This window comes from Afipia carboxidovorans OM5 (genome assembly GCF_000218565.1).
GTDB classification, from domain to species: domain Bacteria; phylum Pseudomonadota; class Alphaproteobacteria; order Rhizobiales; family Xanthobacteraceae; genus Afipia; species Afipia carboxidovorans.
This window is the reverse complement of record NC_015684.1, coordinates 2,451,198-2,465,030: the sequence shown is the minus strand read 5'-3', so window position 1 is coordinate 2,465,030 and position 13,833 is coordinate 2,451,198. Positions and strand designations below refer to the sequence as shown.

The following is a 13,833-nucleotide window of genomic DNA, read 5'->3' as shown; positions in this document are numbered from 1 at the left end:
GCCATCCCGACAATCCTAGCTCGCCTGCACGAACTCGACACCGATCTCGTCGCCGCGCTGCCAGACGAGCCGGCATGGCGTGAGCTTGCCGACGTCCTTGGTCAAAGCAAGCGCCAGCTTGTTACCGAGCTTGCCGCTGTTCGACACCGCCAGGCGTGCGCCGGACGTTGAGAGATCGAGGATGGTGCATGGCCGCTTGGCGAAGCCGCCATCGAGCGTGAGCCATACCCCGAGCTGAATCTTGTGGCGCGGTTTGCGCGCTTCCCGCTTGAAAATCGACACCAGGCTCTCCCGTTCCTCCTGGAAAGAACATGGTGGTTTTATCCGATGGAACTTTCTGAAAATTTGATGGAAAGGCGACCTTAATGGGTGAGGCGGCTACCTTTTGTTAACCCTGCCGGGGCGGCCGGCGGGTTTCCCCATGGGCGGCCACAGGGATGCGGGTTTTCTGTTCACGGGACATGATTAACGGAATGCAAACACACTCCCGCCAGAGTCCTGTCGTCTGGTGGCCGTGGTGTTCGCACGGCGGGGTGGAATCATTTTCGCGATGCGTGGTCTGGCGTTTCTGGTCTTGGCGGTGCTGGCGGTGGGTGCGACGCCGGCAGAGGCTGTGCTGCGTATCACGCGCGACCACGGCGGCTATGTCGAGGAATACAAGGCGAAGTACGAGCGCGTTCGCGCCAAAGGCGAGCGCGTCGTCATCGATGGTATCTGCAATTCGGCCTGCACGCTGGTGTTCGGCATCGTGCCGCCAAGCAAGGTCTGCGTGACCCCGCGGGCGAGCATCGGGCTGCATCAGGCCTATTACGACAAGGCTTTCACCTTCGGCATCAAGGTGACGAGCGTCGAGGGGACATCGGACCTGATGTCTTATTACCCGCAGACGGTGAAGGACTGGATTCGCCGCAACGGCGGGCTCACCCACGACATGAAGAAGATCAAGAACGGGCCGGATCTCTGGAAGATCGTGGACCCTTGTCCGGAAGATTTTTAGCAGGCGATCTTAGCCTCGTTGTTTCTGCGCCGCCTTGATGAGGTTGTCGCGTAGCGCGACGATGCCTTTCTGCATTTTTGCAAACTCCTCCGGCGCGAGCCCGGATTCCTTTACGAGGTTGAGGGGCAGGGCCTTTTCGCGCAGGCGCCGCCCGGCCTCCGTCAGGCTTACGGTCACCTGCCGCTCATCGTTCGGATCGCGCGCCCGCCGCAGATAGCCGAGCTGCTCGAGTTTCTTGAGGATCGGTGTCAGCGTGTTGGATTCGAGAAACAGCTTTTCACCGAGGCCGCCGACGGTCTGGCTGTCGTGCTCCCACAGCGCGACGATGGTGATGTACTGCGTGTAGGTGAGGCCGAGCTCGTGCAGGATCGGCTTGTAGGCCCGCCCATAGGCGAGATTGGCCGAATAGATCGCAAAGCAGAGGAAGTCTTCCAGCCGTGGCGCCTTCTTTAGAGTGTCCGCCGTGGACTTTGCCGGTTTCATCATCTGCCTCCACACGAAAACGTGAGCGTCATACGTCTAATATAACGTATCCGATTTAATCGCAAGCGTTGACAGGGAAGATCTGGGGTTTATAAACGCGTTCGATTTAATCGTATACGATTTAAATGGAGGTGCACGATGGCAAAGTCAGTCGAAAAGGTTCTCTACACCGCGAAAACCCACACCACCGGCGGTCGCGCCGGCGCGGCGCAGTCCTCGGACGGACGGCTGCGGATCGAACTGTCGCCACCCGGCAGCAGCGGGGCCGGAACCAATCCCGAGCAATTGTTTGCTGCCGGCTGGTCGGCCTGTTTCATCGGCGCGATGGAACGTGCCGCCCGCAAGCTGGATGTGAAGCTGCCGCGTGATGTTGCAGTCGATGCCGAAGTCGATCTCGGCACCGTGGGAGAGGATTTCCAGCTTCAGGCCCGGCTGAACGTCAGCCTGCCGGGTGTCGATCGTGCCACCGCTCAGACGATCATCGATGCCGCGCATCAGCTTTGCCCATATTCGCGAGCCACCCGCGGCAACATCGTGGTCGAGCTCTCGGCCGCTTGAGGCAGCTATCAGTCAAAAACGTTTGGAGGTCGTCATGACACAAGCATTGGATCAGACTCGCCGCGGTTTTCTCGGAGCGGCCGTTTTCGCAGTGGCCTCGGCTTCTTTCGTCGCTCGAGGAAGGGCGGCGGGGGAGGTCTCCGCGCCGGCGTCACAAAAGCCGCTGTCGCCGCTTCCGGCAGCATTCGCGACGCCGCGCGAAATCAAGGCGGGCGTTCTCAGTGTCGGCTATGTCGAGGCGGGGCCGTCGGATGGTGCGCCGGTGATTCTTCTGCACGGCTGGCCTTACGACATTCACAGCTATGTTGATGTGGTACCGGCGCTGGCGGCACGAGGTTATCGTGTCATCGTGCCGTATCTGCGCGGCTACGGGACGACGCGCTTCTTATCCGATCAGACGATGCGCAATGCTGAGCCGGCCGCACTGGCCGTCGATGTGATCGATCTGATGGATGCGCTCAAGATCGAGAAGGCCGTGATCGGTGGCTACGATTGGGGCGCGCGCACCGCGAACATCGTCGCGGCACTGTGGCCGCAGCGCTGCAAGGCGATGGTGTCGGTCAGCGGTTATCTGATCGGCAGCCAGGAGGCGGGACGGATGGCGCTGCCACCCAAGGCCGAGTTGCAGTGGTGGTATCAGTTCTACTTTGCAACTGAGCGCGGCCGTGCGGGTTATGATCAATATCGCCGAGACTTTGCGCGGCTGATCTGGGAGACGGCCTCGCCGCAATGGCATTTCGACGATGCGACGTTTGAGCGGAGCGCAAAGGCCTTCGACAATCCCGACCATGTCGAGATTTCGATCCATAATTATCGCTGGCGGCTTGGTCTTGCAGAAGGCGAGGCGAGGTATGAGGCTTTTGAAAAACAACTCGCTGCCGCGCCAGTCATAATCGTGCCGACAATTACGCTCGAGGGCGACGCCAATGGCGCGCCGCATCCGGAGCCTGCAGCTTACGCAAAGAAGTTTACTGGAAAATATCAGCACCGCATGCTCAAGGGCGGTGTCGGCCACAACCTGCCGCAAGAAGCACCGCAGGCATTCGTGCAGGCCATCATCGATGCCGACCGCCTGTAAGGCGATCGGCTGCGCTGCAGAGGTGAAGTGATGTTTTAAAACGTCACCACGCCGCGGATCGATTCACCGCGCTTCATCAGATCGAACGCCTTGTTGATGTCGGTAAGCGGCATCACGTGAGTAATCATCGGATCGATCTGGATCTTGCCCTGCATGTACCAGTCGACGATTTTCGGCACGTCGGTGCGGCCGCGCGCACCGCCGAAAGCAGTACCCTTCCAGACGCGACCGGTCACAAGCTGGAATGGGCGCGTTGAAATCTCCGCACCTGCCGGTGCCACCCCGATCACGATCGATTGGCCCCAGCCGCGGTGGCAGGATTCCAGCGCCTGCCGCATCACCGTGACGTTGCCGGTGCAATCGAAGGTGTAGTCCGCGCCGCCGATCTGGTCCGCACCGGACTTTGTCATATCGACGAGGTAGGGCACGAGGTCCTTGCCGACTTCCTTCGGGTTGACGAAATGCGTCATGCCGAAACGCTCGCCCCACGCCTTGCGGTCGTTGTTGAGATCGACACCAATGATCATGTCGGCGCCGGCAAGCCGCAGCCCTTGCAGCACGTTAAGGCCGATCCCGCCGAGGCCGAACACGATCGCCTTCGCGCCTTGCTCGACCTTCGCGGTGTTGATCACCGCACCAATGCCGGTGGTGACGCCGCAGCCGATATAACAGACCTTGTCGAAAGGCGCGTCCTCGCGGATTTTCGCGACCGCGATCTCCGGCAGCACGGTGTAGTTCGCAAATGTCGAGGTGCCCATGTAGTGGTGCACCGGTTTGCCTTCAAATGAGAAGCGCGATGTGCCGTCCGGCATCAGGCCCTGACCCTGCGTCGCACGGATCGCGGTGCAGAGGTTGGTCTTGCGCGACAGACAGGAGGGGCACTGCCGACACTCCGGTGTATAGAGCGGAATGACGTGATCGCCCTTCTTCACGCTGGTGACGCCGGGGCCGACATCGACGACGATACCTGCACCCTCATGGCCGAGAATGGCCGGGAAAAGTCCCTCAGGGTCGGCGCCTGACAGCGTGAATTCGTCGGTGTGGCAGATGCCGGTCGCCTTGATCTCCACCATCACTTCGCCTTCGCGCGGGCCTTCGAGCTGCACGGTGACGATATCCAGCGGCTTGCCGGGGGCGGTAGCGAGAGCGGCGCGAACGTCCATATCGAAAATCCTTGGAGTAGGTAGGGGGATGACGCTTTTGTTACGCGGGCGCAGTGCGTCCCGCAAATTGGCTGATTGCCTCCCAGCATAGGTTCGGGCAATCAGAACGGCAAATGAATCAGAGATGGGACGATCTGGCCGCGCGCGTTGCGCCAGCGGTATTTGTCGTGCTGTGGAGCTCCGGCTTCATCGGCACGAAGTATGCTGTCTCGGGTGCCGAGCCGCTGACCTTTCTCACCATCCGTATGTCTTATGTCTCCGTGCTGCTTGCGATCATCATTGCGATCTGGCGGCCGAAATGGCCGAACCTCCGCGAGGCGGCGCACAGCGCGGTTGCGGGGCTTCTGGTCCACGGCTTTTATCTCGGCGGCGTGTCGATTGCGATCTATCTCAACGTTCCCGCAGGTCTGTCGGCGTTGATCCCCGGTCTGCAGCCGATCCTGACCTCGACGCTTGCCAACCGCTTCCTCGGCGAGCGCGTTTCGGCACTGCAATGGGGCGGGCTTTTGCTCGGCCTCGCCGGCGTACTGTTGGTGTTGCGTTCGCGCCCGATGACGGGCGACCTCGGGTGGGGCTGGTTCGCGACCTGCATAGCGCTCGTCAGCATTACGCTCGGCACGCTTTACCAGAAGCGCTTCTGCGGGCGGATCGACTGGCGCACCGGCAACATCATTCAGTATGTGACCTGCGCGATTTTCTACGCGATCGGCGCGTGGCTGTTCGAGACACGGGTGGTGAACTGGACTGCGGAGTTCATTCTCGGCGTAAGCTGGCTCGTGATCGCATTGTCGATCGGCTCGATCAGTGTGCTGTACTGGCTGATCCGCCGCTCGGCCGCGACGCAGGTTGCGAGCCTGTTTTATCTCGTACCCGCGACGACGGCCGTGATGGCCTATTTCCTGTTCGACGAGTGGCTCGACTGGGTTGGCATTGTCGGCATGGCGATCTGCGCAGCCGGCGTGCTTCTGGTCAACAAACCGGCGAAGGCTGAACCGGTCTCGCCCGGCAGTTAGTGGATCAATTTCGCTTATGTCTTCGTGCGCTCACGGCCGCATTTTCCGATAGGCGGCAAGCGCGCGTTCGCGGGCGGCCTTGTGGTCAACGATCGGTGCGGGATAGGTTTTGCCAAGCGTAATGCCTGCAGCCGCAAGCTCCATCGGCGTGGCTTCCCAAGGCTGATGGATAAGTTTCGGCGGCAGCTTCGCAAGCTCCGGCACCCACTTCATGACATAGGCGCCGTCGGGGTCGAATTTTTCGCCCTGCAGAACCGGATTGAAAATACGGAAATAGGGCGCGGCGTCGGCGCCGCAGCCGGCCACCCATTGCCAGTTGCCGGGATTGCTGCCGGGGTCGGCGTCAACCAGCGTGTCCCAGAACCAGCGCTCTCCCTCGCGCCAGTCGATCAAGAGGTGTTTGACGAGGAAGGAGGCTGCCACCATTCGAACGCGGTTGTGCATGGTGCCGGTGTGCCAGAGTTCGCGCATGCCGGCATCCACGATGGGATAGCCGGTGCGGCCTTGCTGCCAGGCGCTCAGCGCCGCGCGATCGGTCCGCCACGGAAAATTATCGAACGAGGGTTGCAGGTCCTGTCGATGCAGGTCCGGTTGGTCGAATAGCAGATGGCGGCAGAACTCGCGCCAGCCCAGTTCGCTCAGAAATTTCTCGACATCGTGTGAAAGCGCCGGGTTGTGCGCGGCGGCGAAGCGTGTGGCATGAAATACCTGCCGCGGCGATATTTCGCCGAAGCGTAGATGTGCGGAGAGATGCGAGGTCTGGTCTCGCGCAAGATCATCCCGCCCCGATGCATAGCCATCGATCGCATCATCGAGAAAGGCGTCGAGCTTTTTGCGGGCGCCTGCTTCGCCCGGCTTCCATCGTGCACGCAGCCCACCCGCCCAATCGGGGTGGAGGGGTTCAAGCTGCCAGTCCTCAATCGATTCACTTTCGACCGACGCAACAGAAGGCGGCAGCTTTTTCATGGCCGGGAGCGGGGGAGGCGGGTCGCCGAGCGCGCGCACACGTTTCCAGAACGGCGTGAAGACACGCAGGCCGTGGCCTTCCTTGTTGCGGATCATCGATGGAGATGCGAGCAGGTCGCTCCGACTGATATGTGTCTCCACGCCGATCTCGTGCAGGGCGGTGATGACCTGCCGTGCGCATGCCGCTTCCGCGGGAATCTCGCTGTCGAGCCAGAACACGGCTTTGGCTTTTGCCTCTTGTGCGATCTGTACAAGAATGGTGGCCGTGTCGCCCCGCCGAAGGATAAGCCGCTGGCCGCGTTTTCGTAGCTCACGATCAAGAGTGCGAAGCGAGTTCGCGAGCCACCATTTTGCGGCTGCGCCAAGCGGGCGCCGAGCCGATTGCGCGGCTGCCTCATCAAGGATGAAGAGACAGATCAAAGGCGCGCCGGTGCCAGCGGCTGCCGCAAGTGCGGCATGATCGGAGAGTCGCAGGTCGTTACGAAACCAGACGATGACAGAAGAAGCAGAGGCCATCAGGAGCAGCATTCGTGTTGGCGGGATGAGAGCAGCGCACGTCTGTTAATGCCCCACAACAAAAAAGGAGCGCGAGGCGCTCCTTTTTCACGGAATGTTTGATGAAGGCCGAGTGCGTCAGTGCGGCTGCGGCACGATGCGGATATAGGGCTTCGGTGACTTCCAGCCGTTCGGATAAAGCTTCTTCGCGTCTTCGTCGGAGACCGAGCCGCCGAGGAAGACGTCCTCGCCCTGCTGCCAGTCGGACGGGGTCGAGACGCTGTGCTTCGCGGTGAGTTGCAGCGAGTCGATCGCACGCAGGATCTCCTGGAAGTTGCGCCCGGTGCTCATCGGATAGACCAGCACGAGCTTGATCTTCTTGTCGGGGCCGATCACGAACACGTTGCGCACGGTGGCATTGGTCGCCGCGGTGCGGCCTTCCGAGGTGCCCTGGGTGTCCGCGGGCAGCATGTTGTAGAGCTTCGACACCTTGAGGTCGGTATCACCGATCATCGGATAGTTCGGCGCAACGCCACCCACATCCTTGATATCTTCGCCCCAGAGCTTGTGCTGGGACACCGGATCGACCGACAGGCCGATCAGCTTGACGCCGCGCTTGTCGAATTCGGGTTTGAGGCGTGCGAGTGCACCGAGTTCGGTGGTGCAGACCGGTGTGAAATCTTTCGGGTGCGAAAACAGCAGCGCCCAGTTGTTTCCAATCCAGTCATGAAAATGGATGTGGCCTTCCGTGGTGTCGGCCTCGAAGTCGGGAGCAGTCGCGCCAATCTGGAGTGTCATGGTTAAATCTTGCCTCGTTACAAGTTGTCGCAGGTTGTCGTGAGAGTTGCTGCCGCGAATATAAGCGGAGAGAAGCGCGGCGGAAACAGCGTCGCGAAAAGGATGATAAAGTTCTCCGCGTAGAGCCTGGAACGATAGAAACGTTCTCATTTTTAAGCGCGCCAGCGTTGTTATTTCCGTGCGCCGCCGACGGGCACGTTTGCGTGATTAACTAAAATGCCCCGAATCCGCCTTCACGAGGCCCCACGCACGCCCGAACGCCTTGAGAGAAGAACACCCGTCCGGTTGTCGAGAGTCATCTCGCCGACATGGTGAGCCGGTATGTGGTGAAGCGCCGCCTGCCAATCTTTAACGTAACCTTAAGCCCCATCGGCGATGCTGTGGGGTCCCTAGATGAGTTAGTACAATGTCTGTCCAGGACAGTCCCGCCGATCTCTCCGAATTGATCCGTCAGGTTGAAACGTTACAGAACGAAGCGGCCCGCGCTTCCGCAGTCAGCGCCCTCGGCGTCGTCCGCGATGGCGTCATCACCGGCGAGGGGCCGACCACCGCAGGACGCATTCATTTCTCCCGCTCGCTCGATGCCGATGATGCCGCCTGGTGCAGGCGCATCCTCACCGCCGCCGGCGTGCGTGATCTTCCCGTGAGCCGGGCCGAAGCCGAGACGCTTTTCCAGATTGGCGAGGCGGGTGCCGACCGCACCGACGACGGTCTGTTCGACGACCTTCTGGCGAAGGCTGTGGTGCATCATGCAGCTGCTGCTTCCGGCCTGCCGGTGCCGCCGCGCTCCGTTGCCTTGCAGCCCGGCACGGCGATCGAAAGTTGGGCGCCGACCACCGCGGTGGGCGTCAATGTCGAAGTGCTGGAGTGGATCGCCATGCAGATGCGCGGCAAGCGGCGCAACAGCCGCGTGCTGAAGACGCTCGTGGCGTCCCTGATCGGCGCCGCGACGCTGCCGGTGGTCGCATCGCTTCCCGGCATGATCGATCTCGTGAGCTGAGCGTACAGCTTTTCTGCCATAGGCCTTGAATCTTGCCGCCCGCGAGCCATGCCAATAGCGTGGCTCGCGGGCGGCTTTGCATTGTCCGGCAGGCGAGACTAGGCAGGCCTCATGGCGCAGGTGACGAGACATCTTTTCATTCATGGCCGCGTGCAGGGCGTCGGCTACCGCGCATGGGCGCAGGATACGGCGAACCGGCTCGGGCTCGATGGCTGGGTCCGTAACCGTCGAAGTGGCGAGGTCGAACTTCTGGTCTCCGGCCGGCCAGAGGTTGTGGCCGAAATGATCGAAGCCTGCCGGGCAGGGCCGCCGTTCGCCCATGTCACCCGCATCGACGAGGCGGATGCCGCGCCCGAGGAGGCGCACGCCGAGGGCCGGGTGGCGGGCTTCATCAGCCGTCCGACCGTCTGATTGAAAGAAAGCCTGCGCCAAAAGGAAACGCAGCTTGTAAAGCTACGGCCGGCCATTTAGCAGTGACGTGTTTCACGATTTATTGATTCCTCTCCTTTCTGGGACATCGTGCGCGATCTCTTGATTCTGGCGCCTCTTCGCAGCGTCCGGACCTTGCTGGTCCGGTGGCTCGACAAAATCGAGACCGGCTGGTCTATTCCAATTTTCCTCATTGGATTTGTCGGCCTCGCGGCGCTCGGGTTCAGTGTCGCCTACGTCCATGGCATGCACATGGACATCCTCGAGGCGTGGGCAGTCGGACGGACGTTTGACTGGGGATTCTGGAAGCACCCGCCGCTGATGGGGTGGGTCGCCCATCTCTGGACCGATGTTTTCCCGCTGACCGACTGGTCGTTCCGGCTGCTCGCGATGGTCAATGCCGGGCTTGCGCTGTTCGCGGTGGACCTGCTCGCGCGCCGCTTCATGCAAGGCGACAAGCGGGCCGTGATCCTGTTGTTGCTGCTGTTGACGCCGGTCTATCTGTTTCACGCCGAGAAATATAACGCCAACAGTATTATGCTCGCGGTCTGGCCGTTTGCGACCTATTGCTTTCTGCGCTCGTTCGAGGAGCGCACGGCGGGCTGGGCGGCTGCAGCGGGCTTCCTTTGCGCGCTGGCGATGCTCGGCAAATATTATTCGATCTTTCTGATCATCGGATTTGTCGCCGCCGCCTTCCTTCATCCCGACCGCAAGCGATACCTGCTGTCGCGCGCGCCATGGATCTCGGTTGCCTGCGGGCTGATCGGGATCGCGCCACACGTCTACTGGCTCGCGCAGAACGATTTTCTGCCGTTCCAATATGCGGTCCATACGCACATCGCACGAGATGGTAATCAGTCGCTTCGGGATGCGGCGCTGTTTGCCGTGACGAATATCGCTTACCTTCTGTTTCCCGTTATCAGCCTCTGCGTCATGCTTCGCTCCCACCTGCGGGAGTGGGGGCGCAACCTGAAAGAACTTCCTTCGGGGTTGTTTCTCCTCCTGCTTGTTTTCGCCGCGAGCATCCTGATGCCGATCGTGATGGTCGTTGGTGTCGGCAGCGATCTGCCGGCGACGTGGCACTTCCAGGGCCTGTTTCTCGTCATCCTGATTCTGGTTGGCGCCTTGCGGTTCGAGATTCCCCGCCGCGAGACGGTTAATCTCGCGACCATGGTCGGAGGCTTGTTTCTGTGCGCCGTGCTTGCATCGCCATTGCACGCGCTTTATCGGAATGCGCATCCGAACCAGAGTGGTCGGGATTTCTATCGTGGTGCGGCGCTGGAACTCGCCTCCGCATGGCGTGAGGCGTACGGCGTGCCGCTTGCGCGCGTGAGCGGGGACGATGGCCTCGCCTTCGCCACGGAGTTCTATAGCCCCGATCATCCGCTTTACGGACGATCGTTTGCCTTTGCTGCGCTCCCGGCGGACGGCACCTTCGCCAAGGGTTGGAGCGCGCTGTGTTTCGCCGGCGAGCCGCGCTGCGATGCCTGGATGGCGGAGATCGCGCGGAAAGTGCCCGGCACCCGCCGCTGGACCTTCCCGGTGACGTTGTCGCTGTGGGGCGTGACCGGCGCCACGCGCGAGATCGCGGCGATCATGGTTGGTCCATCTGCCACGCCGGGCAGTCCCGATGGCCCGAAGCGGCTCGACGATGTCGGTGCCCGCCGACGCGGCCCCTGAGTGTCAAACCTGCAGCCCGCGTTCTGCGGTGAACGCGCGGGCGAACCCTCACTGCGTGGAGTTTCATCGCGGCACGAGAGATAAGCGCGGTCTTCCGCTAGCGAGGTCTGCTACGCGGGGAAGGCGCCTGCGACTTTGAGTTTTCCCTTGGCGGTCTCTTCCGTGTTGTCTCGCGCGTTCAGCAAGAATATGCATGGGGCGTAGATCATTTCACCTGCAGAAATGGGAGTTTGGAATATGTTCTGTCACGTTATGGTAGGTTCGAATGACCTCCAGGCGGCCAAGAAATTCTATGACGCGGTGTTCACCGCGGCCGGCGGGGCGGCCGGGGAGATCGACGCCAAGGGCCGCGTTGCGTACAGCAAGGACGGCGCGCGCTTTCTGGTGACGAAGCCAATCGACGGCAAGCCCGCGAGCTCCGCCAATGGCGGCACTATCGGCCTTTTGATGAAGGACCCGGCGGTGGTGGATGCGTGGCACGCCGCGGGCGTCGCCAACGGCGGCACCAGCATCGAGGATCCTCCGGGCGTGCGCGTCTCCGGCGGAAAGAAAGTGTACCTTGCCTATCTGCGCGATCCCGACGGCAACAAGCTCTGTGCCCGCGCACCGTTCCCGGGCTAAGCCCTCGGCGAAACTAACGAGGAACTCATCAAAGCCAGGCCGCCGCGTGCGGCCTTGGTTTTTTTATTGAAGCTTCGTTGGGCCACGTGAGAGGCGGGCAGGGCAGTCGGGGCGAAACTCAATTCGTCGTCTCAGCCATTTGATCGGCCACGCCATGCACCTCTCCGAACACCTGCTCAAACGCCTGCCGAAGCGCGATGTCGACATCATGCATCGTGACCGGTAGCCCGAGATCAGCGAGGCTGGTGACGCCGTAACGCGAATCCTCGATTCCGCACGGCACAATGCCGGCGAAATGCGACAGCTCCGGCTCAACGTTGATGGCGATGCCGTGCATCGACACCCAGCGCTTCAGCCGCACGCCGATCGCGGCGATCTTGTCCTCATAGCCATCGCCCTTATCCGGGCGTTTCACCCAGACGCCGACGCGATCCTCCCGGCGCTCGCCGCGGACGTTGAAGGCCGCGAGCGTCGTGATGATGAGCTCTTCGAGGTTGGCGACATAGGCCCGCACGTCCGGTCGGCGGTGCTTCAGGTCGAGCATCAGATAGACGACCCGCTGGCCGGGGCCGTGATAGGTGAACTGGCCACCGCGCCCGGAGGGAAACACTGGAAAGCGCGCCTCGATCAGATCAGACGCTTTGGCGCTGGTGCCGGAGGTGTAGAGTGGCGGGTGCTCGAGAAGCCAGACGAGTTCGGGCGCGGTGCCGTCCGCGATCGCCGCGGCGCGCGCCTCCATGGCGGCAAGGGCGTCCTCATAGGCGACATACGAGTCCGTGATCCGCCACTCGACGCCGGGGCCCGATGCGGCTGAAAAGGGCAATGAAATGAGGGTGTCGCGCGCGTTAACCATTGGTTCACCATAGCGTGGTGATCTGCGGAAAGCAGTATTTTTGGGTCTGGGCCAGTGGCGACACTCGATAACGTATCCGTCGATCTCATGGTGGTGCTCGGCACCACCAAAATGCCGATTCACCAGGTTATGCGGCTGAGCCGCGGCGCCATCATCGAACTTGACGCCACCGAGCAGGACGAGGTCAAGGTGCTGGCCAATAACCTGCCGGTCGCCTCGGGGGCCGTTGTCGTCAACCGCAACCGGATTGCGGTCGAGGTCAAGCGAATGCTGCCGAAAATGGCGGATCACCGCTAGTCAGCCGTCATTCCATGTGGCTGTGGGGCAAACCTCTACAAGCCCTTGTCCCGGCATAATCCATTTGTTACATCGGCGCCGTGACGAAGCAGGCTTTGACCTGTGAAGCCCGGTTCCGGGCTGGTCGCAAAAGCGCTCGTGGCGGAATTGGTAGACGCGCTGCCTTGAGGTGGCAGTGGGTAACACCGTGGAGGTTCGAGTCCTCTCGAGCGCACCAAATTAAAAAGCCCCGTGGCCGTAATGGCTTACGGGGTCTTTTTATATATATGAGCATGACGTTGGCCATGGGACGGGCCGCAGAAGCCATACGTCGCGCGGGCCTGCCTTGAACCGCATTTGAGCTGTGTTTTGCCGCCTCGGCTGCTCTTTGCATGGATAAGGCGCTTCCCGTTTGCTCAGGGCGCGCGCGGGCACAGGACGAATGCCGGATTTCCAGATTCTCGAATTGCGGACCGGGCGCGTGGGACCGCTGGGCTCGTCAGGCGCGATGAGCGCCATCGACAAGCAGAAGGTCGAAGGGGCGCTTCCTGTCGGCGGCCTTGGCTTCGAGGGCGACGAGCAGGGTGACACCCGGCACCATGGCGGCCCGGACAAGGCCATCCACGCTTATTCGGTGTCTCACCTTCCCGAATGGATCAGCGATCTGCCTACGCGCGCCGATCGCTTCCGCCCCGGCGCGTTTGGCGAAAACCTTGTGGTCGAGGGAGCCGACGAGGCCGACCTCTGTCTCGGCGACCGTTGGCGGATCGGCTCGGCGCTGGTCGCGGTCAGCCAGGGCCGTCAGCCGTGCTGGAAATTGAACATTCGCTTCGACGTGCCGGACATGGCGCGCCGTGTGCAAGATAGCGGGCGCACCGGCTGGTACTTCCGCGTGATCGAGCCGGGCCTCGTTGCGGCAGGGGATCGCGGCACACTGGTGGCGCGGCCCAATCCGGCGTGGACACTCGCGCGGACGTCGCATCTTCTCTATCACGACCGAATGAATCGCCCGGCGCTCGCCGAGCTCGCAAGCCTTCCCGGTCTACCGCCGAACTGGCGGCGGCTTGCGGAGGCGCGGTTGTCTTCAGGGCGGACTGAGGACTGGTCGCGCCGCCTCGGCACATCGTCCGCAGACGTATCATGAGCGGCGCCGCAAGGGCGGTGCGTCAAATCGAGGCGATTGTCTTAACCGCTCATTAACCACGGAAGCTCAGCCTTGGTCTCAATGAAGCGGCGGAATCGGATCTTGAGCCGACAGTCGCGTGGGAGAGCCGCACGGCGTAACGCCCGGGCGGCTCTGTCATTTTTTACAAGATTTGCAAGAGACGTTTGCTTGCTCCTGGACGCAATAGGGGCGTTCGCTGCGCGCCGATCGCGCGACCTCGTAGCGGCATCCGCGGCCCGCATTGAAGCCGACAGAAAT

Annotated in this window: 16 protein-coding genes and 1 tRNA gene; 11 read left to right on the top strand and 6 right to left on the bottom strand. The window is 61.8% G+C overall.

Going from position 1 to position 13,833, the window contains the following annotated elements; all coding sequences use genetic code 11:
* Positions 1 to 15: 15 nt before the first annotated feature.
* Positions 16 to 282, bottom strand: coding sequence for a PilZ domain-containing protein (locus OCA5_RS11450; RefSeq protein ID WP_012562884.1), 267 nt, complete (start codon positions 280 to 282; stop codon positions 16 to 18).
* 268 nt (positions 283 to 550) lie between these two features.
* On the opposite strand from OCA5_RS11450, the gene OCA5_RS11445 reads away from it, so the two are divergent.
* Positions 551 to 997: a hypothetical protein gene (locus OCA5_RS11445; RefSeq protein WP_012562885.1), complete on the top strand. Its 447-nt coding sequence runs from the start codon at positions 551 to 553 to the stop codon at positions 995 to 997.
* 9 nt (positions 998 to 1,006) lie between these two features.
* On the opposite strand, the gene OCA5_RS11440 is transcribed toward OCA5_RS11445, so the two are convergent.
* Positions 1,007 to 1,480, bottom strand: a complete 474-nt coding sequence (locus OCA5_RS11440) for a MarR family winged helix-turn-helix transcriptional regulator (RefSeq protein ID WP_012562886.1) — start codon at positions 1,478 to 1,480, stop codon at positions 1,007 to 1,009.
* Positions 1,481 to 1,618: 138 nt separating this feature from the next.
* On the opposite strand from OCA5_RS11440, the gene OCA5_RS11435 reads away from it, so the two are divergent.
* Positions 1,619 to 2,038: an organic hydroperoxide resistance protein gene (locus tag OCA5_RS11435; protein WP_012562887.1), complete on the top strand. Its 420-nt coding sequence runs from the start codon at positions 1,619 to 1,621 to the stop codon at positions 2,036 to 2,038.
* Between the two features lie 34 nt (positions 2,039 to 2,072).
* The gene (locus OCA5_RS11430) at positions 2,073 to 3,116 is read left to right on the top strand and encodes an alpha/beta fold hydrolase (protein ID WP_012562888.1); all 1,044 of its coding nucleotides are present in this window, start codon (positions 2,073 to 2,075) and stop codon (positions 3,114 to 3,116) included.
* A gap of 35 nt (positions 3,117 to 3,151) precedes the next feature.
* Here OCA5_RS11430 and OCA5_RS11425 read toward each other — a convergent pair whose 3' ends face one another.
* Positions 3,152 to 4,279: an S-(hydroxymethyl)glutathione dehydrogenase/class III alcohol dehydrogenase gene (locus OCA5_RS11425; protein ID WP_012562889.1), complete on the bottom strand. Its 1,128-nt coding sequence runs from the start codon at positions 4,277 to 4,279 to the stop codon at positions 3,152 to 3,154.
* 113 nt (positions 4,280 to 4,392) lie between these two features.
* Here OCA5_RS11425 and OCA5_RS11420 point away from each other — a divergent pair, with 113 nt between their 5' ends.
* Positions 4,393 to 5,292, top strand: a complete 900-nt coding sequence (locus OCA5_RS11420) for a DMT family transporter (protein ID WP_012562890.1) — start codon at positions 4,393 to 4,395, stop codon at positions 5,290 to 5,292.
* A 30-nt stretch (positions 5,293 to 5,322) separates the two neighbouring features.
* Here OCA5_RS11420 and OCA5_RS11415 read toward each other — a convergent pair whose 3' ends face one another.
* Both OCA5_RS11415 and OCA5_RS11410 read right to left on the bottom strand, forming a co-directional pair.
* On the bottom strand, positions 5,323 to 6,786 hold the full coding sequence (locus tag OCA5_RS11415) for a cryptochrome/photolyase family protein (protein ID WP_012562891.1): 1,464 nt from the start codon (positions 6,784 to 6,786) through the stop codon (positions 5,323 to 5,325).
* 105 nt (positions 6,787 to 6,891) lie between these two features.
* Complete coding sequence (locus tag OCA5_RS11410) at positions 6,892 to 7,551, bottom strand: peroxiredoxin (protein WP_013913197.1); 660 nt, start codon at positions 7,549 to 7,551, stop codon at positions 6,892 to 6,894.
* A 406-nt stretch (positions 7,552 to 7,957) separates the two neighbouring features.
* Here OCA5_RS11410 and OCA5_RS11405 point away from each other — a divergent pair, with 406 nt between their 5' ends.
* The 4 genes from OCA5_RS11405 to OCA5_RS11390 all read left to right on the top strand — a co-directional run bounded on the left by OCA5_RS11405 (position 7,958) and on the right by OCA5_RS11390 (position 11,281).
* Positions 7,958 to 8,551, top strand: a complete 594-nt coding sequence (locus OCA5_RS11405; protein WP_012562893.1) for a hypothetical protein — start codon at positions 7,958 to 7,960, stop codon at positions 8,549 to 8,551.
* Positions 8,552 to 8,662: 111 nt separating this feature from the next.
* Positions 8,663 to 8,962, top strand: coding sequence for an acylphosphatase (locus OCA5_RS11400; protein ID WP_012562894.1), 300 nt, complete (start codon positions 8,663 to 8,665; stop codon positions 8,960 to 8,962).
* Positions 8,963 to 9,070: 108 nt separating this feature from the next.
* On the top strand, positions 9,071 to 10,660 hold the full coding sequence (locus OCA5_RS11395; protein WP_012562895.1) for a glycosyltransferase family 39 protein: 1,590 nt from the start codon (positions 9,071 to 9,073) through the stop codon (positions 10,658 to 10,660).
* A gap of 237 nt (positions 10,661 to 10,897) precedes the next feature.
* The gene (locus OCA5_RS11390; RefSeq protein ID WP_012562896.1) at positions 10,898 to 11,281 is read left to right on the top strand and encodes a VOC family protein; all 384 of its coding nucleotides are present in this window, start codon (positions 10,898 to 10,900) and stop codon (positions 11,279 to 11,281) included.
* Positions 11,282 to 11,399: 118 nt separating this feature from the next.
* On the opposite strand, the gene lipB is transcribed toward OCA5_RS11390, so the two are convergent.
* Positions 11,400 to 12,134, bottom strand: coding sequence for a lipoyl(octanoyl) transferase LipB (gene lipB / locus OCA5_RS11385; RefSeq protein WP_012562897.1), 735 nt, complete (start codon positions 12,132 to 12,134; stop codon positions 11,400 to 11,402).
* 54 nt (positions 12,135 to 12,188) lie between these two features.
* Here lipB and OCA5_RS11380 point away from each other — a divergent pair, with 54 nt between their 5' ends.
* From OCA5_RS11380 to OCA5_RS11370, 3 genes are all read left to right on the top strand, one after another.
* Positions 12,189 to 12,431: a FliM/FliN family flagellar motor switch protein gene (locus OCA5_RS11380; protein WP_012562898.1), complete on the top strand. Its 243-nt coding sequence runs from the start codon at positions 12,189 to 12,191 to the stop codon at positions 12,429 to 12,431.
* 132 nt (positions 12,432 to 12,563) lie between these two features.
* Positions 12,564 to 12,648: transfer RNA gene (locus OCA5_RS11375), tRNA-Leu, on the top strand.
* Positions 12,649 to 12,852: 204 nt separating this feature from the next.
* A complete protein-coding gene (locus tag OCA5_RS11370; protein ID WP_012562899.1) occupies positions 12,853 to 13,554 on the top strand; it encodes an MOSC domain-containing protein in 702 nt (233 codons plus the stop codon).
* Positions 13,555 to 13,833: the final 279 nt, after the last annotated feature.